Here is a 21,829-nt window from a genome sequence, read left to right as displayed (position 1 = left end):
GCATCGGTATCCGTTTTCATTGACCGAGCCTCGCGCTTTGCGCACTCAAATCATGAAGACGTTTCGAAACCTTCATCACGCCCGCACGTTGTTGCCGGTAGCGATACTGATGGTCGCCCCTCAAGTCCGGGCGCAACTTCATGACGTCCTGCCAAACATTCCGCGAGGAACCATCGCGCTCGAACTGACACCCGTCGCGACCGGGTTGGCCGCGCCAGACTACGGGATCAGCGCGCCCGGCGACACGACCCGCCTGTTCGTTCTGGAACAAAAAGGACAGGTCCTGATCATTAAAAACGGCACGCTGTTGGGAACTCCCGCCCTCGACATTCAAAGCCTGGTCTCACCTCCACTGGTCATCACCAGCGCGAATGACGAGCGTGGTCTGCTGGGACTGGCATTCCACCCTGGATTCAACACCGTTGGGAGTCCGGGATATCACACCCTTTATACTTACAACAGCCAGCCGATTCCCGCTGGCAACACTCCGACGTATGTCGCGCCCAGTGGTGCCAGCCAGACCTATCAGAACGCGATCAACGAGTGGAAGCTGAGTCCCGCCAATCCGGATCTCATCGATCCCGCTTCACGCCGCGAGGTCATTTCCTTCGGTAAAAGAGCGACCAACCACAACGGCGGCACCATCGCTTTCGGACCCGACGGCTATCTCTATCTGGGCCTTGGCGATGGCGGAGATGCGAACGATGTCGGTGCCAGTCACATCGAGCCGGGAGGAAACGCGCAGAACCTCACCACGCCCTTGGGAAAAATACTGCGGATCGATCCTCTGGCTCCCGCTCTGACTGTAGGCAGTCCGGATGCGATCAGCGTCAACGGGCAGTATCGCATCCCCGTCAGCAACCCGTTTCAAGGTGCTGGCCAGATTCCGGAAATTTACGCTTACGGGTTCCGCAATCCCTATCGGCTTTCATTCGACCGCTTGAACGGTCAGCTCATTGTCGCCGACGTCGGACAGAATACCGTCGAGGAAATCGACAAGGTCACGCTGGGTGGCAATTTCGGCTGGGCTCTCAAAGAGGGAGATTTTCTTTTCAACCGCACTACAGCATCCGGCGGCGTCGCAGGCACCGTGGGCATCCGCAGCCCGGGCAGCCCCGCGGGATTGATCGACCCGATATCCGGCACCGCGGGGACGCTTGAATACGATCACGGCGACGGTATTTCCGTCACCGGGGGCTTCGTCTATCGAGGCAGTCTGATGCCCGCGCTGTATGGCAAATATGTCTTTGGCGATCTGGCGCTTCATACCGGGCCGACGCGGATCGATGGACGGCTCTTCTACGCAGACCTAACCACCGGAGCAATCGCCGAGTTCCTCTTACCCCAGTTCAACACTACCTACCTGCCCAACGGATTGACCGTGCATGGATTCGGCGAGGATGCGAATGGCGAACTTTACGCCATGACCACCAATACCCCGTCGAGCGGAACCGGCGGAATCATCTATTCTCTCAGGACGGCTTCGCTAACAGCCATTGAAACGTGGAGACTGCAACAGTTCAACACCACCGCGAATACCGGCGATGCAGCCGACCTTTCCGACTACGACCGTGACGGGCTCGCCAATTTAGTGGAATACGCCTTCGGTCTCGATCCGAAACAAGGATCCCCCCTCACCCTGCCGCAGCCTCAACTTGCAGCCGGAGTTTATAACGTCACATTCGGCCAACCCGCGGATGTGTCCGGCATCACCTACCGGGCGGAATGGAGCACCACCCTGAACGGCGGAAGCTGGACCCCCATCGCCGATACGGGAACCGGCAACACGCATACCTTCAACATTCCCGCGGGGGCGAATCCAAAGTTGTTCATGCGATACGTCGTGACAGTTCCCTAGCAAAGGAGAACCCGCAGATCATTTCACAGCCTTTGCCGAAGCAGGCATGCGATGAGCTTACCCTATTGCCAAACCGCGTGAAAACGGGTTTGATCGCTTATGCACGACCTTCACATCCACCTTGGCGGAGCCGTTCCCTCGTCCGTCCTTTGGGAAATCCTTTGCGATAACGGTCTCCGGACCGAGTACGTTGATTTCACCACCTTCCACGATTCACTCACCGCCCGGCCCAACGAGGTGAAGTCGCTGGATGATTTTCTCGGTCGCTATTTCCAAGTCACCGAGGAAATCCAGTCCTCGCCATCCGCCGCCAGCGTTTCCGCCTATCAGGTCGTGGCCAAGGCCTATCGGCGGGCCGAGGTCAGCGCCATCGAGCTGCGGTTCAATCCCCACAAGCGCATGCGCCACGGGCTCCACACCATGGATGCCATCATCCTCGCCGTCATGCAGGGGTTGGAGCGCGCGTCGCTCCACTACGGCGTCGCCACCGGCATCATTCTCTCACTCGGCCGCGACCTATCACTGGAAGCGAACTGGCAGATCATCGATGCCGCGATCAAATGGCGCAGCCGGGGATCGCTCAACGGCGCGAACGGCGTGGTCGGCATCGACATGGCGGGACCCGAATCACGATCGCTCGAACTCAGCAAACCGTGGATGAGCGAGGTTTCGGTGATGATGGAAAAGGCCCGCGCCGCCGGATTGAAAATCACCTATCATGTCGGAGAAAGCGAGGCGACGGGACCGGATGGAATGCTTCGCGTGATCGAGGCGATTCACCCCGACCGGATCGGCCACGGCATCGAACTGCGCAATGCGAAGGGGAAAAAAAGAGACGCGCTTGTCACCCTGCTCCGCGATGAAAAAATCTGTCTGGAACTTTGTCCAACGGTCAATCTCGTCACCCGGGTCATTCCGGATTTCCCATGCATCGCCCGCTTCGTCCGGGACCTTGCCGACAACGACATCGCCTACTGCATCAACACCGACAATCCCTATCTCATCCACACCAATCTCAAACAGGAATACGAGATCATCGGCGACGAACTGGGAGACGACGCGAAGAGCCTGCTCGATCTGAGCATGCTGCATGCGGCGGATCACCAGTTCATCAGTGAGTGACCGCCGGGCGCTCATGCCCGCAGCGCATTCTCAGACATACAACTCCGCATTACCCAAAACGCCGGATGTGGTGCATGGTCCGGCCATGACAACAAACCAACCGGTTCTTCACGGGCTCCATCACGTCACCGCCGTCACCGCCAAGGCCCAGGCGAATCTCGACTTCTACACCAAGACACTCGGCATGAGGCTGGTGAAAAAGACCGTCAATCAAGACGACGTTTCCGCCTATCACCTGTTTTACGCGGACGCAATCGGCAGCGCGGGATCCGACCTCACGTTCTTCGACTGGGCTCAAACCCGACCCGTCAAAATCGGCGCGGGCACGGTGAGTGAAACAGGATTGCGCGTGCTCGGAGGCGAGGCATCGCTGGAGCAATGGGGAAAATGGTTCGACCAACAGAAAGTCGCCCACAGTTCCATTGAAACCCTTTCCGACCGTCCGACGCTCGCGTTCCAGGATGGCGAAGGGCAGCACCTGCGGCTCATCGCCGAAACGGGATCAGCAACGGAAGTGCACCCATGGCACGGCAGTCCCGTCCCTATCAGTGCGGCCATCGTCGGACTCGGTTCTGTCAGCCTCACGGTGGACAATGTGGATGCCACATCGAATTTCCTAACCGACGTGCTCGGATTTTCCAACAACGAAAGCGATTCCGTACTTTTCGAAACCGGCCCCGGTGGCACCGGCGCACAACTCCGGTTGCACGGATCGACGCAACGCGGCCAGGATGGCGCGGGCGGCGTGCACCATGTCGCATGGCGTGTTGCAGATTCACGGGAGCTGCTCGATTGGCAGACGCACCTTGAAAGCCACGGTTACCGCACGTCCGGTCAGGTCGAGCGGCACTATTTCAAATCGCTCTACTTCCGCATCCCCGGCGGCATCCTGTTTGAAATCGCCACCGACGGTCCCGGCTTCGCGGCCGATGGCGAGGATCCCGAGCATCTCGGTGAAATACTCGCCCTGCCGCCGTTTCTCGAACCGCATCGCGCGGCCATCGAAGCCGGCATCAAGCCGTTGAACTATCAACCTTCCACCACTTCGAAATCATGAACACTCCACTGGACTTCATTCATCGCTTCGTTCCCGCAGCTAACGGAAATGTCGCGAATTCGCCCACCCTGCTCCTGCTGCACGGCACCGGTGGGAACGAGAACGACTTGATCGAACTCGGCCGCTCGCTCGCGCCGGAAGCCAACCTGCTCAGCCCTCGTGGCAAGATTTCGGAAAACGGCATGCCCCGCTTTTTCCGACGTCTCGCAGAGGGAGTGTTCGATGAAGTGGATCTGGTTCGACGCACCCACGATCTGGCGGATTTCATCATCGCCGCAGCCAAGGAATACGGATTTTCTCCGGACACCATCACCGCGGTCGGTTACTCGAATGGCGCGAACATCGCCGCAAGTTTGCTGTTGTTGCGCCCCGGAATCCTGAAACGCGCGGTGCTTCTGCGTGCGATGGTTCCGCTGGTTCCGACAAAAACACCCGACCTAACTGGAACCCGGGTCTTTCTCGCCAGCGGTCTTAGCGATCCGATTCTACCCATCGACAACGCCCGCCGCCTTGCAGTGATGCTGCGCGAAGCAGGTGCTGGTCTCACCCATCAGGAAATCAACACCGGTCACCAACTCACCTCTGCCGAACTGGACACCGCCCGGGCATGGCTGGCGGAACTTAACGAATGAAGGCAAGATTCCCATTCACGGCTCCAACGCGCTGCGGATCCGAGCCGGCTGGTCGGTATTGATGGCATTCACTCCGGTCGTGGCGAACCTTTTTGCCTCGGCCGGATCATTCACTGTCCACACGGCCAAGCTCAGCCCCTTCGCCTTAATCGCTGCCACAGCTTCGGCATCCAGCGGAAAGCCCGTATTCAAATCCAATCCGGTCAATCCGGCAGCCGCGGCTTTTTCCGCCAAGCCCGCCAAATCCGGATAGGTTGTCTTCCCGGTGATCTTGTTCTTGCTGCTGCTGACAAGCCACAATGTTTTGACCGCGGGCATCAATGCTTTGGCCTTCACCAAGGTGTCGAAACTGAAGCCGATGATCCGCAGTTGCTCCATCGGCTTTCCGGACGCCGAAATTACTCTAGCAAGTTCGGGCATAACTTCCGGGCCGCACTTGATCTCGATGTATACCGTCTTTCCATCGGGCAACGCTTTCAAAGTTTCCTCCAAAGTGGGAATCGGTTCGCCTTTCCATTTCTCACCTTTCCATCCTCCCGCATCGAGTTTTCGCAATTCATCCAGCGAATGATCCCCCACGACGAGATCCTCGCCCGTTGTGCGTTTGGTGGAACCATCGTGGATCACAACGATCCGGCCGTCTTTGGTCAGCCAAATATCGAGTTCGATCCCGTCAGCCTTTTGATTCCAAGCCTCCCGAAAAGCTGCGAGCGTATTTTCCGGAGCGGAAATGGAAGCCCCGCGGTGGGCGATGATCGCGGGAGCCTCTGCAAGGAGAGGTAAAACTCCCATTGCGGGAACCATCAACAAGGCGGCTGTTTTCATCCGGATACTACCCGTTTGGAGATAGGAATTGTTTCAAGGAACTGGCGTGACCGCGACCCGGTAAAAGCATTTGACCGGCATTCGCGCGTCGTTCGCGGAAAGCATGGAACCATTTCCAGTGAGAGCGGAGGGAACGAGTTTCTGCCAACTGAGAAAGTTGCTGGTCCAGTAAGGTTGATAGGTATAGCCCATTTGAGATGGCCAGGAAATCGTGATAGTCGAACTCTGAAGATCCAGCGAAACGGTCGGAATCAGCATGATGCCGGGGTTCGCCGGAAGAACCAGACGCTCCAGCTGAAACTCCTGCCATGCGTTGGTGTTGTCCGGATATTGTTCGAGCGGAGTGAGATTCCAGGTGTTTCCGCCGGGGATGTCCCAAGTCATGTTGCTATGGACGAAATTGAATTTGAAGAGCCCGTTGGTCTTCGGGATGATGCGCAACTTTTGATCACCAATGTTAGAAACGTTGTAGTCGTAGAGATGGCAGTCGGCGCCCGCCGTGACCAGAGCATTGGGAACGCACATAACCCGGGAAAGGGCATTCATGCTCGATGCCTTGAGATGGCCGTTGGTGACGCCTTCGAATCGCCAGGCGAACCAGAGGTTGTTTTCCCAAGAGTATTGGACGATGGCGTTTCCGTTGGAGTTTCCGGAGTTCGCGATGCAGACGTATTTTCCGGTGGATGCCCGGATGTAATAGTCACCCCAAGGTTGGAGCCGCCATTGTTGATTGGCGGAGCCGGTGTCGGTGTTCTGTTGGATGCGGTCGTTGTTAGCGGTGCCGCTTCCCACAATTTCGAGCACGAGATTGCTCTTCACATTGCGGATCTTGTAGTAGCCGTTGCCCGCATCGATCAGGTCGAATTGCTGGCCGCTATTATTTCCGGTGTAGTCATAGGCATGGAGTTTCGCTCCGGTGGCGGTGGAGTCGGCTTCGATGCAGGCACATTTCCCGCTGACCCACGATGTGATGCGGAAGTGATCTGAATTCTCGGTAGGAGCAAGCGCCCAGCGTTGGTTGGGGCCGGCATAATCATACGTCCATTGATTGACGGGCACGGCGTTTCCGGTATTTCCGGAAATGAGATCGATGGCCTTGCCGCTGTTGCGGTTGACGATCATGAAATAGGCCGGGTGCTGGACGGCGCGTCCGGAAGGAGCATTGGTGTTGTAGATGAGTGCCGCACGCGTGGCATCGACAAAATCCATGAGGATCGCGCCGAAGCGTCCGCTTGGATTCGCAGTGAAGAAGGTAGTGAGGCGCGGGTTGATGTTGTTGGAAACGGTGGTGATGCTCGGAATGCCGAAGAGTCCGCTTTTGTAGCCACTGGAAAAATTCACATAGAGCGTGTTAGGTCCGCCATAGCGGGCTTCGTTGAGGATCGCCTGGATGGATGCCCATTTCGCATCGTTGTCAGGAACGACATAGCTATCCTGCACACGAAGCGTGCCACCGGTGCTGAAGGACGTGTTATCAGGCCAGTTCGACGCATCGACGCCCTTGGGAGTGGAGGTGGCCCCGAAACGCCGGAAGAGGATGATCTTGCCACGGGCCGCATCAAGCGTGGGAACATTCGCGCCGAGCAGCCATTTCGACGGGTTCTGGGATACGTAGGAATCAAACGTCGCTTCGAAAGTGCGGGTAACATTGTCCGCGTCATATTCCTCTTTCACGCTCATGATCACCGTTTCGCGGGGATTCGCGCTGAGGAATCCAATGACATCATTAAGCACGTCGCTAAAATTGATATTCTGATAGACAGAGCCGTGATGGATGACGAACAGGTTGTTCTGATGACGGCAACGAATGTCGAGAAAGCGGACGCCTGCGTCGAGTTGGGCGGCGATGGTCAGGATCTGGCATTTCGCGGTTCCGCTTACCGGTTCATATCGAGCCCCGGAATCGTGGGTGCCGGGAATGGAGTATTGCGAGATGGGCAATGTCCCATTCAACGACGACATCCAGTTGTTGCCGGCCGCAATGACGGGGCGGGAAAAAACAATCAGGAGACAAAGCAACCCCGTAAAATGGCGGTTCATGAGATGGGTTTTGGATTCAAGGGGCAAAATGAAATTAAATGCAAATTAGGATCTCTGACTGTCTCCGCAAGACCAAAACCAATCCGATTCGTTTGAAGCTTCCTCCAAAGAAAAAAACCGTGTCCGGGGCAATCCGGACACGGCTTCACGTGGCTTGTTATCTCAGGTGTGAGAGGCCATCTCGTTGACGCCGGAGCGAAAGATTCCCCCAGTGGCAATTTTGGTAATCGTCGCATCCGCGTCGCCCTCCTCCTGAAGCGTTTGGTCGAGGAGATCCGCATCATCGCCGTAGCCAAGACAATTCGCGAAGGCCTTCGCCACGCCATAGCCGGCGATTTCATAGTGCTCGATGCGGTTGCCGGATGCGATCAGCACCGCATCCCGGACATCACCGGGCACGGTTTCGGCGAGATGTTTCTTGGTTTCCAAAAGCAATCCCCGCATCGCTTCGCAGGAAACGGCTTGGTGGGAAATACCGTGACGATCGCTGATGTAGCCGAGTCGGGCACAATGGTCGTGGGTTTCCTGCAAGTGGTCTTTGAAGGCATTGCGCAACTCGGGACAGGTGGAGTGGGCGGCCATTTGCGGAAGCATCGCCAGAAGCTGGGTCTCCGCGCTGTAGAGATCGCGGATCTGCTCGAAGTAAAGTTGGTCAAGTGTCGTGATCATGGGATTTTGATTGTTTGAATTTACCCGACGGATTGGGGGACCTTAATTCCCTTTTCGCAGCATTCGTGCCACGTGGTTCCCCAACAATGAAACATCATCCCAAGAGACTTCGGGCCTACTATAGGTGCAGATTGCGATCGATAGACCTTTTTTTCGCACCCAGTCAGTGATGAGCAAAAGAGCGCGATCTGCACGATCCGGGCGCATACTGCATATTGCCCGACGATCAATTCCCCATGTTTTCAAGGAATCGCGCGGGGCACGCCGTCTGCAAGAGTTAACAACACGATGAAAACCATCCAACTCCTCACCATCCTCGGCGCTCCACTGCTATTTTCCAACTGCCGCGAGACGAAGCAGAAACTCGCCGATGCCAAAACCGAAGTCGCTACCGCGGGGGATGTGACCTTCGCCAAGTCCACTTTCGAATCGTTGGCGCGGGGCGACTCCACAGTGGCCTCGAAAATCGATTGGCCGGTCTTCACATCGCTCGGTGAAAACATGGGTGCCACCTATGTCGCCCTGACAACCGGAGCGGAGAAGGAAAAGTTCATCTCTGCCTTCATCACCCAGTTCGCGGTATCTTTTCGCGAAAACGGAGGCAGCGTGGACGCCTTTACCAGCTGGCGCGTCACCGCCCACGATTCGACCCGGACCGAGGTTGCGGCGGATTCCTCCAGTGGTGTCCTGACCATCATTGTCGCGGAAAGGGACGGGTTGGAAAAAGTCTCTTCCATCAGCATTCTGAAATAATATCTAACAACACCACGCCGGCCGCTCGGTTTCGAAAGTCATTTCCATGCTGCTCATGGGATGCCTGAACGAGAGTCTCCACGCGTGAAGCTGGAGCGGAGGTGATTCTGGATCGAGTGTCTGCCGGTCACCGATCCGCCGGTCCGGCAGGTAGGCGGGATCTCCCGCCACCGGCCAACCTAACTGCCAGAGGTGGAGCCGGATTTGATTCGTCCTGCCGGTGCCCAATTTTGCTTCCAACAAGGTCGTCCCGTCCGCGCAGCGCTCGAGGACTTGGAAATCGGTGCGCGAGGGCAATCCTTCGATTTCATCGATGACCCGCGTTCCCATGACATCGGGCTCGGCGGAAATCGGCGCATCGGAAAAAAACGTGTCCTGATCCGGATGACCGATCGCTCTCACCAGATAGCGCTTGTCCACCGAGCCTTCGAGAAACTGGCGCTGAAGCATGCGGCAAAAGTGACGGGTGCGGGCGAAGACAACCAGCCCCGTGGTGTTAGCATCGAGCCGATGCACCGGGCGCGGGTATTTCGGGGCATACACCTCGTTCAAAATATGTTGGAGCGTGTTGCGATGAAACCGGCCGCTGGCGTGCATCGGCAGCGGGGCCGGTTTGTGCACCACAACGATGGCCTCGTCCTCGTAAATCACGCGGATATCCGCCGATACGGGAGGCTCGACGTCCGTCGGAAAAACCTGCACCACGCGCTCGCCGCCACGGACGATGTGATCTTTTCCACGGACGGTTCCACCGTAGTTCACGAAGCGTCCGGCATCGCAACGCGTCTCCCATTCCGTTGGGGAAATCTGAGGGAAAAGATCGACCAGCGTTTCTAGCAGAGTTCGTCCATCGTGTGCGGCGGGGACATTCACCGGGCGACGGTTCTCCTGAGAGATGGAGCCCGGTAGTGGGTTGGTGGCTTGGGAGATCGCCTCGTGCAGTTTCCCGATCCGCTCCGCCATGCGTTCCGGCGAACTCTTGAAGCAATGCGGGCAGCTCACTCCCTCGACATGGCGCGGGTCTTCCTGATCCGCGGCGTCCAGCGGTGCCTGGCAGGCGAAGCAGATGGCGTAGTCGGTTTCGCGGAGGCCCGGATCCACTCCCACGCGCTGGTCGAAGACAAAGCACTCGCCGTCGTAGTGATCGCCACCGCATTCCTCGAAATATTTCAGGATGCCACCGTCGAGTTGATAGATGTTCCGGTATCCCTCCTGTTCCATGAACGGTCCCGCTTTTTCGCAGCGAATGCCGCCGGTGCAGAACATGACGACCGGCTGATCCTTGAGCTCTTCCGGAAGTTTTCTAACTGCATCGGGAAATTCACGGAAGGTGTTGATGTTCGGAATGATCGCGCCCTTGAATGTCCCGAGCTTCACCTCGTAATCATTGCGGGTGTCGAGCAAGGTGATCGGCCGGCCTTCGTCCAGCCAGCGCTTCAACTCGGTGGCGGCAATCTTCGGCGAGGTATAGTTCGCCGGGCGGATGCTTTCCATGCCGAAGGAAATGATCTCCTTTTTGATCCGCACCAGCATCCGGTTGAATGGTTGTTTATCACTGATGCTGACCTTCGGCTCCAGTCCTTCCAAACCGGAGATTTCGCGCAGCCTTTCTAACAGAATTCCAATCGATTCCGCGTCTCCGGCAACGAACATGTTGATCCCTTCGCTGCTCAGGAGAATCGTCCCTTTCAGTTCACGGGCTTTGCAAAGCGTGATCAGATCCTCACGCAAGTCCTTGAGACCGGTGAGTTCGGCAAAACGGTAAGTCGAAATATTCGTGACAGCGGACACGGCGGAAAAACAACACGAAGCCCACGCCGTTGCCAGTGAAGAAAGCGGAATCTTTCCTCAAGGAATGGCGGATTCAGATTCGCCGGGGTCACTCCCTTTCCGCTTCGCACAGCATGAACGGAGCACCGGAAGGATCCCTGACCAGACAGAAACGCTGCCCTTTCCAGCGATAATCCATGGTCATCTGCCGGATAATCGCCCCGCCCGCCTCCGCCACTTTCGCCACCCGGGCGTCGAAGTCACGGATGTCGATGTAGGGCAGCCATCCCTCCACCCACTCCGGAAAAACCGCTTCATCGCAGATTCCCAGCACCTCCTTGCCCGAGGCATTGTGGAGCGAATAGGATGTGTGGTCCGCATCCTCCGGCACCGCCTCGCGCGAGAGGCCGATCACCTCGGTGTAGAAGCGCGAAACCCGGTCCGGCTCTTTCACGATCATGTCCAACCAATTCACCATTCCCTCGGCCAGCCCGCTTTTCCCGGCACCTTCCGGTCTCTTGGCCGCCGGATTCAGGAGGGCGAACATGTGCGAATCATGGGAAATCTCGCCCACCTTCAACCGCAGGCGCTGGATGCCTTCATAAACCGCGCCGGTGGTTTCGGCGACCTTGCGGCTGAATGGATTTCCCACCGCCACTACGATTTCCAAGCGGTTCAAGCCCACCGTCCCGAATCCGAAATCGCGCAGAAGCAAGGCTGCCTGACACGCCGCTCCCTCTCCCAGCCTTGATGACCTCACCCAATAGCCCAAATTGCAATAGCCGTTGACGCGATCCAGATGGTTCAGCCCGCACGATCCGACGATCGATCCGTCCGCAGCATCGATGATGAGGTGTTCGTAGGCATCCCCGCGCTCCCACGAAGCCACCGCATGCCCAACCCATTTTTCAGCATCCACCCGCGAGTATTCCGGAGTCATCCAGCCCATCCACCGGGCAATGTGTTCGCGGGATTCATCCGCCGCGGCGTAAACCTCATCGATGTCTTCCAAGCGGTAGGGGCGGATCGCGAAGGTGCTCATGCGGATAGATTAGACCGGGTAACAGGCCCGGGTAAATGACGAATCCCCTCGCCAATTCATGTCAATTCAACCAGAAGTCTTCGAACGACCTCAATATCCGGGTAATCATCAACAAGACGCATATGGGGCGTCGCGGCAGCCCGAAAGCCAATAACCATCCACACCATGACTCAATCCACACTGATAGAAACCTGGTTCACCAAACCCAACCCGGAACGAGGCTCCCTGTTCCGATGGGGATTTCTGGTGGTCCTGTTGTTGCTGATCGCGTTCAACGTGGTGCTCGCGGTAGTGGATTTACCAATGCCCGCCCTCCATTGGACGCGACGGTTTGCGGTGCCTTTGGGTTTGCTGATGAACCATCTGGCTTTCTATTTCCCGTGGCGCAGACCCTGGTTGGTCGTGATGCGGTCGCTGGCGTATGCGGGCCTGATCTTTGCCGTGATCTTGATTTTCTGGATTCGTTAGATCAGGCATCCGGCCACGACGGTTTCGGATTTCGCGTTTCCATCATCCCGCGGGAAGCAGATGGATGAATGAATGCGGTGGGCGGAGACGCCCACCCTCCTTAACCGAAGAGCGTCGTGATCGGCACGCCCTTGTCGGCGATCTTGAACGGACGCTTGCTGGGCGACATGATGACGGTGTCGTAGGGCAGGCTCAGGGCGTAGGCGATGGTGGCGTTGAAATCCTGAACGGTGACGATGCCGTCCTTCACTTTTTCTCCGGCTGCGTCGGAGTTTCCGTGTTTCATGCCGCCCTTGATGCCACCGCCGGCGAGGACGCAGGAGAAGGCGGCGGGGTGGTGGTCGCGACCCATCTGGTGTTCGGTTTTGATTTCGGGAGATCTGCCGAATTCGGTGGAAACGACGACGAGGGTGTCATCGAGTTTGCCGCGTTTTTCGAGATCGGTGATGAGAGCGGCATAGGCTTGGTCGAATTCCTGGCAACGTCCGGCGACACCAGTGAAGTTGTCATAGTGGGTGTCCCAACCGCCGAGTTCGACTTCGATGAATTTCACACCGTTTTCCACCAACCGACGGGCGAGCAAACAACCTTGGGCAAAACGTCCGCTGCCGTAGAGGTCGCGGGTGGCTTGGGATTCCTGGCCCAGATCGAAGGCCTTGAGGTCCTTGGAATTCATGAGCGCGATGGCTTCCCGATAGAGTTCCTCGTAGGCTTTGACATCGGCGTTCGCATACTTGCCGTGGAACTGGCGGTTCATCTTGTCGGCGAGGGAAAGGCGACGCTCGAAATCCTCCGGCGTCACGTCGCTCGCACGATGCGAGTCCTGAAGTCCCTGGTCGGGACTGCCGATCGGAGCGGCGGCGTATTTCGCTCCGAAAAATCCGCCACCGGTGTGATCCGGCGAACTGTTGACCGCGACGAATCCGGGAAGCTCGGGGTGGATGCGACCGCCGAGACGGACAACCCAGGAGCCGAGCGACGGATGCTTGATGGTGCCACGCAGCGTGTAACTGGTGTGCATGATGTAGGAGCCCTGTTCGTGGGCTCCTTGGTTCGAGTTCATCGAGTTGATGACACAAACCTTATCCATCACATCGGCGGTTTTCTTGAGATAGTGGCCGACCATTACATCCGTGGCCTTGGTGGGGATGGCTTCCGTTTTCCCCATAACTTCCTTTTTCTTCGGCTTGGGATCGAAGGTGTCGATGTGGCTCATGCCGCCGGACATGTAGAGATAGATGACATTCTTGGCCTTGCCTCCCTTGACGGTTTCCGCCGGGGCGGCGCTGGCCAGAGTTCCGCCTAACATGGGGAACAAATGAACGCCGAGATAGGCGCGGGCGGCATTGGAAACAAACTGGCGGCGGGTCAGTTCGTCGGCTTTGAGAAATGGATTCATGGGTTTGGCAGGTGGGATTTTATTGGAGGAACAGGAATTCCGAAGACATGACGAGGGCGGAGACAATGTTGCGGTAGCCGGCGTCCCCTTGTTTTTTGACCTCGTCCAACATCCACGTCATTTCCTCGTCGGAGGGCGGACGACTGAGGATGGCGACATAGAGCCGGCGGATTTTCTCGTTCGGGGTGGTGGCGCCTTCGAGCGATTTGTAGAGGTGAGCCGACGATTTATTGACGAGTTCGCGTTGGACGAATCCGTTCATGAGCGAAAGGACCTGGCCGACGTTGGCCTCGCGACTGGAGGCATCCACCACCTCGCGATCGGACGAGCCGAACAGATAGAGGAAGTGATCGCGGGGAGCGGGCGAAGGAAGTTCGGAAGCGCGGACTTTGGAATCCTTGTTATAGACGCTGGTTGACGTCATTCCCATCATCATCGCATTGCCGCTGGTATTGGCACCGCCGCTCTTTACGTCGCTGACGAACTTGGCGAAATAGGTCCTGACGTCCTGCTCGCTCTTGAGGGCCAGCACTTCCTTGGAGAGTTGCGACATGGTCTTTTTCCCGACGAGAACAGGCTTATTGCCCACGTAAATCCGATCATCCAAAGTCCGCGGCGCTTGTTTGTCGGGATCTCCCGCAGCGAGGGTGATGAGCGAATCCCAAATTTGCTCCGAAGCGAGGCGTTCGATTTTCCGACCGTGGAAATCATCGCCGCCTTCGACCGTGGATGGATTCGGATTGGTGCCGAACTGGAAGGTCTTCGTTAGAAGCAGGACGTGTTGGAAACCACGGAGGTCGTAATCCATGTCGACCATGATACGTCCGAGAAAACCGACCAAATCCGGGTAGTTGGTTTTTGCCGCCGGGATGAATTCATCGACCGGTTCGTAAACACCTTTGCCCATTACATGCTTCCACATCCGGTTGGCGATGACGGAGGAAAATTGTTCCCCGGTTTTCGAAACGATCCATTCCGCAAGCTTCTGGCGGCCGTCGTCGGCAGCGCGCTTGTCGGACATCATGACCATTTTGCCGAAGGGAGTGTGGCCACCCACCATGTCGCCGGGCTTCGCATCGCGATATTGATAATCCGTCGGGAGCTCGATCTGGCCGGATCCACCGCCTGCTAGAGACATCCCATAAACCCGGTCCCACAGGACTTGGGCGATCCGGTATTCCTCGCCTTTGTTTTTCTGGTCGTCCGCGAGTTCATCCCACAGCGGTTTCATTTTTTCCTGACCCACCGTGGTCTGGCCGTTGGTGAAGGCGGCGAGTTCGTAAAAATCATGGCGCTCGGTGGTGCCGAAGGGATCATCATGACATTGGGCGCACTCCATCCGCGCGCCGAGGAAGACGCGCATCGTGTTAGAGAGATTGTCGAGCGGCATCCCGCGGTCACGGGTGTAGTAGCCGACCGCCGCGGAATTCTGATCCCACCCGTCGCCTTTGCTAGAGATAAGCCGGCTGGTAAATTCGTTCCAATGCATGTTCTTGGTCATCGCATTGCGGACCCACTGGCGATACGGCTCGTTGTTCGCCGAACTGCCGATGCGGCCATCGGTGATGCGCAAGAGGTCGAACGCCCAGTTCGCCATGTGGCTGGAGTAGCCGTTGGATTTTAAAAGATAATCCACCAGTGCTTCGCGCTTCGTCGGATCCTCGATTTCCAGGAAGGAAAGCGATTCCTCGGCAGTCGGGATTCTTCCGACCGATACGAGAAAGGCGCGGCGCAGGAATGTCGCGTCATCCGTCACCTCGGGGACCGGCAGTTTTTTCGCCCGATAGAACGAGGCTACATACTGGTCGATTTGGAGAGCCGCCTTCTTCAGATACTTGGGATCGTCCTGAGGTTTGAGGCTTTGGGCATTCTGGGCAAGGAGGCCACCAACGGAGGCGCACAAAACCGCAGAGGTTAGAGTGATGAGACGTTTCATGGGTTTGAGCAAAAGACAAAACTACCGTTTCAATCTACGAAGTCAATTTGCCGTTTCTCTCCGATTGCGTAGTAATTTCCTGCAAAATCGGGACATCCGCAGCCGCCCAGAGCAAATCCCCAAAGTGCTGTGGGTAGCACCACCGCAGCAATTCGTGCTCTACGGCACTCAACTCCCCGCCGATGATCCGGCAGCGATATGGCAACAACCGGATGACCCGTTCGTCGTAGTTCCAAGTGACCGGTGTGAGCGGGAGTCCGACCTCCACGTCCACCTCAAGTTCCTCGCGCAACTCGCGAATCAGTGCTGCTTCGGGAGTTTCTCCCGAATCCACCTTGCCGCCGGGAAATTCCCACAAACCGCCAAGGTGTTTCCCGACCGGGCGCAGGCAGGCCAAATAGCGTCCCTCCACATCCTCGATCACGCCACACACCACATCGATCATCTGAGTGAGGGTGGCTGGTTGGAACCTGATCCGTCAATCCAGCCCTCGTTCCATCCCACAAAAAAAGCCGCCGGAAAGCATCCGGCGGCTTGATCAAAATCGACTGGGTCGGAGGAAAATCAGGCGAAAGTGCCTTCTTTTTTCTCTTCGCCTTCTTCTTTCTCGCCTTTTCCACACTTGCCGCAATGAGCGAGGGTGCCTTCTTCCTTGGATTCTTCACCCTTCTTGCATTTCTCGCAATCGGCGGCGAGCGTGCCTTCTTCTTTGGACTCTTCGCCCTTTTTGCACTTTTCACAATCGGCAGCGAGCGTGCCTTCTTCCTTGGATTCCTCACCCTTCTTGCACTTCTCGCAATCGGCGGCAAGGGTGCCTTCTTCCTTGGATTCTTCGCCCTTTTTGCACTTTTCGCAATCGGCGGCGAGCGTGCCTTCTTCTTGCTTTTCCTTGTCGCATTTGCCTTTTTCGCAATCAGCGGCAAAGGCTGCGGGAATGACCATGAACGATGCGCAAAGCGCGGTGAGGAGTAGTTTCATAAGTGTGCTTGTTTGGTTGGATTTAGAATCGATGAGGCAAATTACCCGCCGATGAGAGTCACGCCAGTATAAATTATTCTGAAAAATTTCAGCCGACGGGAAAATTATCCGGGAACAGGACGATAAACTCCGCTCACAACCGGATGTTTCGGTGAAATGCCGATTTTTTTTCACAACACCAGCACTCCATGATTGAGCTTGGCCCGGGAAAGCATCTGCCCTATTTCCCCGCTCCTCCGTGTCGTTTACCCTTCTCGCTACCGATCCTACAAGCTCCGCCCGCCGCGGTCGCCTGGTGTTGCCGCATGGAACGGTGGAAACTCCGATTTTCATGCCCGTCGGCACGCAGGGAACGGTCAAGACGCTGCACCCGGCGGAAGTGGAAGAGCTCGGAGCACAGATCATCCTGGGAAATACCTATCACCTGTGGCTTCGGCCGGGGCACGAATTGATCAGGGATTTGGGCGGACTCCATGGATTCAGCACGTGGCAAAAGCCGATGCTGACCGACTCCGGTGGATTTCAAGTCTGGTCGCTGGCGAAATTGCGCAAAATCACCGAGGAAGGCGTGCGGTTCCAAAACCACCTCGACGGATCTAAAATGATGCTGACCCCCGAGCTCAGCATGGAAATCCAAGGAGCGCTGGGATCCGACATCGCGATGTTGTTCGACGAATGCCCGCCCTATCCCTGTGACGAGGCTTACGCTGCGAAGTCGCTGGCGCTCACCACCCGCTGGGCCAAACGCTGCAAGGACTGGGTCACACAGAACGAACCCCGCTCGGGAGAAGGACGGCAACACCATTTCGGCATCGTCCAAGGCTCCATTTATGCCGACCTCCGGGAACAATCCGCGCGGGAACTGGTGGAACTCGGCTTCGACGGATACGCCATCGGCGGCGTCTCGGTGGGCGAGCCGGAGCACGAGATGTTCCGCGCCATCGACAACGCGGTTCCGTTTCTCCCCCACGACAAACCTCGTTACGCCATGGGCCTCGGCACGCCGCCGCAAATTCTGGAAATGATCGGCCGCGGCGTGGACATGTTCGACTGCGTGATGCCGACCCGCATCGCCCGCCATGGGATGGCGATGACTTTGGACGGCCCGATCAACATCAAGAACCTGATCCACGCGAAGGATCCGAGGCCGCTGTGCGAGAGCGCCCACTCACACGTCGCCGGATTTTCACGCGCCTACCTGCGGCACCTTTTCCGCGCCGGTGAAATCCTCGGTTTGCGGTTGCTTTCCTTCCACAATCTGCATTTCTACCTGTCCCTCGTCGCCGGTGCGCGGGATGCCATTGCTGCGGGGAATTTCTCCGAATACAAAGAATCCTTCATCCGACGCTACACCCGATCCGCTACTCCATGATTCCCATCCACGCCTTCATCGCCAATTTCCTCGCCGCCGACACCACCGCCGCAGCCAGCGGGCCAGCCGGACTCCTTGGAAATCCCATGATCATGATGGGCCTGATGGTCATCATGTTTTACTTCCTTCTGATCCGTCCGCAGCAGGTGCAGCGTAAGGAAATGGCCGCCCGGATCGCCTCGCTCCAGACCGGCGACCGCGTGATCACCACCTCCGGCATCCACGGCATCGTTCACAACGTCAAGGAACACACCGTGATCGTCAAAGTCTCCGAAGGCACCATGCTCGAGTTCGACAAACCGGCGATCGCCAGCGTGAAGAAAAAAGACGCGGCCTGATAGACCAACTCATCCTGATTCCATCGATTCCGCCGCCCGCCTCCGGAGCCAAACACCCATTTCCACACCATGCTTGCCACCGCCTTTTACGAAGACCCGCTGACCCTGTTCATCACCGCGTTCGTGCTGATGGTTTTATTTTTCTGGTACTTCGCAACCGAAATCGAGCGGCGCAAGCGCAACATCGGCACGGTCCTCATGATCGGCGTGGTCGGCCTCTGCATCCTCGCCGCCACTCCGCCGAAGGACCGTCTGAAGGGCGGCATCGACATCCTCGGTGGTTCGTCATTCTCGCTGCACCTTCAGGAGCGCGAATCCGAAGACGGTCAGAAGATGCCGGTCACCGCCCAACAGGTGGATCAAGCCATCACCGTCATCGAAAAACGCCTTAACGGCCTAGGCAACACCGAGCCGCTCATCCAACGCCAGGGTGCCAGCGGCATCCTCGTTCAAATGCCCGGTGTAAGCCCCGAGCAGTCCAACGAATACCGGAAGATCCTCGAAAAAGTCGCCAAGCTCGAACTCCGCGAGGTCAGCCCGCGCAATGACGAGGTCGGCGGCCCTGACAGGAAGAACCTTGCCGAGCGTGTTTCCAACGGCAGCGAGATCGTCCCCGGCTACCGCGCCTATAAGATGAAGAGCAAGGACACGGAAAAAACCGAGTTCAGCCGCCCCATCCTTCTCAGCCGCCGCATCGCTCTCGGTGGCAAGGACATCGCTAACGCAACCCCTTCCCCTCAACAGGCCGACGCCGTCGCCATCACCCTGAACAACGCCGGTGAAAACAAGATGATCGCCCTCACCAAGGACATGCGCCCTGGAGTGGACCGCATCGCCATCGTGCTCGACGGCGAAGTCATCAGCGCCCCGGTCGTCAATCAGGTGCCACTCGGCGGACGCTTCATCGTCGAAGGCCTCCACGAACCCGGCGAAGTGCAGAACCTTGCCAACTCGCTGATGAACCCGTTGGAAAACCCGCTGATGGTTGACGAGTTCCGTAACATCTCCCCCACCCTCGGCAAGGCCGTCATCCATCAGGGCCTCCTCGCCGGTGCGCTCGCGCTCACGATGACCTTCATTTTCGTCCTCGCTTACTACCGCATGTCGGGCTTCATCGCCATCATCGGGCTTTTGGTGAACACGGTCATCCTCTTCGGCATCATGGCGATGTTCGGCTTCACCTTCTCGCTTCCCGGAATCGCCGGTATGGTCCTCACCATCGGTATGGCCGTGGACGCGAACGTGCTGATCTACGAACGCCTCCGCGAAGAACTCAATCGTGGGAAAACCCTGAAGAACGCCATCGACGTCTCCTACGAGCGCGCCTTTACCGCTATTTTCGACTCCCACTTTACCTCGCTCCTCACTGCCATCATCCTCTTCGCCCTCGGCAGCGGCACCATCAAGGGCTTCGCCATCACGCTGACCATCGGCATCACCGCCTCGCTTTTCTCCACCATCCTGGTCACCCGGGTGCTGTTCCGTTGGGGTATTGACTTCGGTTTCTTCAAGAAACTCACCTTCCTCAACCTCATCAAATCGCAAAACCACGATTTCATGGGCAAGCGCCGCACCGCCATCATGCTCGCCCTCGCCACCATCATCGTGTCGCTCGGAGCCTTCGCCTATCGCGGCGAGCGTGCTCTCGGCATCGACTTCACCGGCGGCACCCGCATCCAGTTCCAGCTCGGCAATGACGCCAAGGCCCCCCTTGACGACGTCACCAAGGCGCTCGAAGGCCTGAAGCTCTCGAAAGCCGCCTATCCGCAGCAGGAAAGCAACCAGCTCACCGGCACCGCCCTCATTGTCCGTTGCGCCACCGCCGACGCTCCCGCCATCACCACGAAACTGCGCACTGACATCCCTGCGCTCGCCGCCAAGTCCGACACCGGCAGCTACCTCATCGATGCCAGCCAGGAAGAAGTTTCCGCCGTCATCGGTGGCTCGTTCCTCACCCAGTCCATCATCGCCATCGCCTGCGGCCTCCTCGGCATCCTGATCTACATGACCGCCCGCTTCGAGTTCTCCTTCGCGCTCGGTGGTTTCGTCGCCATTTTCCACGACATCATCATCTGTGTCGGCATCGTCGTCCTGATGGGTGGCGAGCTCTCCCTCATCCACGTCGGCGCGGTCCTGACCATCGCCGGTTATTCGATCAGTGATACCATCATCGTCTTCGACCGGATCCGGGAAACGGTGCTCCACAGCACCGGCTCAGTGGAAAAGATCATGAACGAGGCCATCAACGCCACGCTCTCACGGACCTTGCTCACGTCCGGTGCCACCCTGATCAGCGTTGGCATCCTCGCCTTCCTCGGTGGCTCCGGCCTGCGTGACTTCGGCATCATCATCTTCATCGGCATCATCGTCGGCACCTTCTCCTCCATCTACATCGCCTCGCCGATCGCCCTCTGGTGGAGCAACCGCAAGGGCAGCGACCTCCGCCAGGCCGTCGCAGCCTCCACCGCGAAGGCCGAGTCGATCTCCGCCGCCCCCTGAGCTGGAACCCCATCACGAAAAAGCCCCGCACTCAGCCGAGTGCGGGGCTTTTTTCATGCCATGAATCCAGTTGTCTGAAAATTTGAAAGGTGGGCTCGGGGGCTGCGGAAAAAGGATGTCTTTTCCGGCCCCCGATCCCTGGAGGATTCTCCGGCTCAACCCCAAGTAAAGCCGGACAATCCTGAAATCAGTTCGCCGGTGCCGGCGGCGCGGTGTCCGTCGGTGGCGGTGGAAAATCTTCGGGTGAGATTTTCTGGTCGTGGTTGCGGTCGAGCAGTTCGAAGCGGTCCTCCTGCTGGTCTTCTGTCAGGTTCTTCACTGCAGGGCCTTTTCGGAACTCCTCAAATGAAAGGGCTCCGTCGCCGTTGGTATCGAGCTTTTTACTGATCTGGCCAGGGCCGTCCACCGGTGGGAACGGAGGGCCCCCTTCACCATCGGGCCCCTTGCCGTCAGGTTTCGGGCCGCGCTTGCCGTCGGGGCGCTTGAACGGCGGTTCGGGCCTGTCGCTGGGTGAGATGACGCCGTCGCCGTTGGTGTCGAGGCGCTTGAAAACCTCGTCCTGTTTTTCCGGCGGGAGTTTCTTGAACAACTCGCCTGCCTTGAATTCCTCAATGCTAATGCCGCCGCTCTTGTCGGTATCCAGCTCCCAGAGGCGCTGCATCCTGGGGCCCTGGCCGTCGCGGGGTTTGGCGAAATTACCGAGTTCCTCGCGGCTGAGTTTGCCGTCGGCATCCTTGTCGAGGCGTTTGAAAAGGTTCTCGCGCTTGTCCTCAGGGAGGTTCTGGATGCGCGGCATGGCGTTGAATTCCGCCTTTGAGAGGAAGCCATCGCGATCGGCATCGGCCATTTTCCAGAGTTCCATGAAAGCGCCCGGAGGCGATCCACGGCGCTCGTCTTTTTCACCCGGAGGCGGGCCGTGGCGTCCGCCTTTTTCGCCCGGAGGCGGTCCATCCGGTCCCTTTTCAGGTTCGGCAAGGCAGACCGCAGGAAGCAGCAGGCCAGCAACAAGAAGGGAAACTGGGATTGTTTTCATGGACGATTCGAGATTTTCCGGCTCCGTTCCGGGGAGCT

General features: G+C 57.8%; 19 protein-coding genes. 9 read left to right on the top strand and 10 right to left on the bottom strand.

Annotated elements, in window-relative coordinates; all coding sequences use genetic code 11:
• Positions 1-52 precede the first annotated feature (52 nt).
• From ABIQ96_RS03015 to ABIQ96_RS03000, 4 genes are all read left to right on the top strand, one after another.
• Positions 53-1,858, top strand: a complete 1,806-nt coding sequence (locus ABIQ96_RS03015; protein ID WP_348213064.1) for a PQQ-dependent sugar dehydrogenase — start codon at positions 53-55, stop codon at positions 1,856-1,858.
• Positions 1,859-1,957: 99 nt separating this feature from the next.
• Complete coding sequence (locus ABIQ96_RS03010) at positions 1,958-2,980, top strand: adenosine deaminase (protein ID WP_348213063.1); 1,023 nt, start codon at positions 1,958-1,960, stop codon at positions 2,978-2,980.
• 85 nt (positions 2,981-3,065) lie between these two features.
• A complete protein-coding gene (locus ABIQ96_RS03005) occupies positions 3,066-4,037 on the top strand; it encodes a ring-cleaving dioxygenase (RefSeq protein WP_348213062.1) in 972 nt (323 codons plus the stop codon).
• Entirely contained in the window at positions 4,034-4,669 is a 636-nt protein-coding gene (locus ABIQ96_RS03000) for an alpha/beta hydrolase (RefSeq protein ID WP_348213061.1), read from the top strand. The genes ABIQ96_RS03005 and ABIQ96_RS03000 overlap by 4 nt, the downstream gene beginning before the upstream one ends.
• Positions 4,670-4,684: 15 nt before the next feature.
• Here ABIQ96_RS03000 and ABIQ96_RS02995 read toward each other — a convergent pair whose 3' ends face one another.
• From ABIQ96_RS02995 to ABIQ96_RS02985, 3 genes are all read right to left on the bottom strand, one after another.
• Positions 4,685-5,494 carry a glycerophosphodiester phosphodiesterase gene (locus ABIQ96_RS02995; protein ID WP_348213060.1) on the bottom strand — a complete coding sequence of 270 codons (810 nt, stop codon included), beginning with the start codon at positions 5,492-5,494 and terminating at the stop codon, positions 4,685-4,687.
• A 33-nt stretch (positions 5,495-5,527) separates the two neighbouring features.
• Entirely contained in the window at positions 5,528-7,534 is a 2,007-nt protein-coding gene (locus ABIQ96_RS02990) for a phosphatidylinositol-specific phospholipase C domain-containing protein (RefSeq protein WP_348213059.1), read from the bottom strand.
• A gap of 162 nt (positions 7,535-7,696) precedes the next feature.
• Complete coding sequence (locus ABIQ96_RS02985; protein WP_348213058.1) at positions 7,697-8,203, bottom strand: ferritin-like domain-containing protein; 507 nt, start codon at positions 8,201-8,203, stop codon at positions 7,697-7,699.
• 288 nt (positions 8,204-8,491) lie between these two features.
• Here ABIQ96_RS02985 and ABIQ96_RS02980 point away from each other — a divergent pair, with 288 nt between their 5' ends.
• The gene (locus tag ABIQ96_RS02980; RefSeq protein ID WP_348213057.1) at positions 8,492-8,956 is read left to right on the top strand and encodes a hypothetical protein; all 465 of its coding nucleotides are present in this window, start codon (positions 8,492-8,494) and stop codon (positions 8,954-8,956) included.
• Between the two features lie 3 nt (positions 8,957-8,959).
• Here the strand turns inward: ABIQ96_RS02980 and ABIQ96_RS02975 are convergent, their stop codons facing one another.
• Complete coding sequence (locus ABIQ96_RS02975) at positions 8,960-10,747, bottom strand: pseudouridine synthase (RefSeq protein WP_348213056.1); 1,788 nt, start codon at positions 10,745-10,747, stop codon at positions 8,960-8,962.
• Between the two features lie 88 nt (positions 10,748-10,835).
• Positions 10,836-11,768, bottom strand: coding sequence for a GNAT family N-acetyltransferase (locus ABIQ96_RS02970; RefSeq protein ID WP_348213055.1), 933 nt, complete (start codon positions 11,766-11,768; stop codon positions 10,836-10,838).
• A 165-nt stretch (positions 11,769-11,933) separates the two neighbouring features.
• Here ABIQ96_RS02970 and ABIQ96_RS02965 point away from each other — a divergent pair, with 165 nt between their 5' ends.
• Positions 11,934-12,236 (top strand): hypothetical protein, encoded by a 303-nt coding sequence (locus tag ABIQ96_RS02965; protein ID WP_348213054.1) that lies wholly within the window; start codon positions 11,934-11,936, stop codon positions 12,234-12,236.
• A gap of 100 nt (positions 12,237-12,336) precedes the next feature.
• On the opposite strand, the gene ABIQ96_RS02960 is transcribed toward ABIQ96_RS02965, so the two are convergent.
• The 4 genes from ABIQ96_RS02960 to ABIQ96_RS02945 form a co-directional block, all read right to left on the bottom strand.
• Positions 12,337-13,635: a DUF1501 domain-containing protein gene (locus tag ABIQ96_RS02960; protein WP_348213053.1), complete on the bottom strand. Its 1,299-nt coding sequence runs from the start codon at positions 13,633-13,635 to the stop codon at positions 12,337-12,339.
• Positions 13,636-13,654: 19 nt separating this feature from the next.
• The gene (locus tag ABIQ96_RS02955; protein ID WP_348213052.1) at positions 13,655-15,571 is read right to left on the bottom strand and encodes a DUF1549 domain-containing protein; all 1,917 of its coding nucleotides are present in this window, start codon (positions 15,569-15,571) and stop codon (positions 13,655-13,657) included.
• Positions 15,572-15,605: 34 nt separating this feature from the next.
• On the bottom strand, positions 15,606-16,016 hold the full coding sequence (locus ABIQ96_RS02950) for a (deoxy)nucleoside triphosphate pyrophosphohydrolase (RefSeq protein ID WP_348213051.1): 411 nt from the start codon (positions 16,014-16,016) through the stop codon (positions 15,606-15,608).
• A 119-nt stretch (positions 16,017-16,135) separates the two neighbouring features.
• Positions 16,136-16,549: a hypothetical protein gene (locus ABIQ96_RS02945; RefSeq protein WP_348213050.1), complete on the bottom strand. Its 414-nt coding sequence runs from the start codon at positions 16,547-16,549 to the stop codon at positions 16,136-16,138.
• Positions 16,550-16,787: 238 nt separating this feature from the next.
• Here ABIQ96_RS02945 and tgt point away from each other — a divergent pair, with 238 nt between their 5' ends.
• From tgt to secD, 3 genes are all read left to right on the top strand, one after another.
• On the top strand, positions 16,788-17,921 hold the full coding sequence (gene tgt / locus ABIQ96_RS02940) for a tRNA guanosine(34) transglycosylase Tgt (protein WP_348213049.1): 1,134 nt from the start codon (positions 16,788-16,790) through the stop codon (positions 17,919-17,921).
• Complete coding sequence (gene yajC, locus ABIQ96_RS02935) at positions 17,918-18,259, top strand: preprotein translocase subunit YajC (RefSeq protein WP_348213048.1); 342 nt, start codon at positions 17,918-17,920, stop codon at positions 18,257-18,259. The genes tgt and yajC overlap by 4 nt, the downstream gene beginning before the upstream one ends.
• 69 nt (positions 18,260-18,328) lie before the next feature.
• The gene (gene secD / locus ABIQ96_RS02930; RefSeq protein WP_348213047.1) at positions 18,329-20,758 is read left to right on the top strand and encodes a protein translocase subunit SecD; all 2,430 of its coding nucleotides are present in this window, start codon (positions 18,329-18,331) and stop codon (positions 20,756-20,758) included.
• Positions 20,759-20,945: 187 nt separating this feature from the next.
• On the opposite strand, the gene ABIQ96_RS02925 is transcribed toward secD, so the two are convergent.
• Positions 20,946-21,791, bottom strand: a complete 846-nt coding sequence (locus ABIQ96_RS02925) for an EF-hand domain-containing protein (protein ID WP_348213046.1) — start codon at positions 21,789-21,791, stop codon at positions 20,946-20,948.
• Positions 21,792-21,829: the final 38 nt, after the last annotated feature.

Origin of the sequence: Luteolibacter sp., from assembly GCF_039920825.1 — a bacterium.
Taxonomy (GTDB): Bacteria; Verrucomicrobiota; Verrucomicrobiia; order Verrucomicrobiales; family Akkermansiaceae; genus Luteolibacter.
The sequence above is the reverse complement of the archived record's forward strand: the minus strand, read 5'-3'. Positions and strand labels throughout refer to the sequence as shown.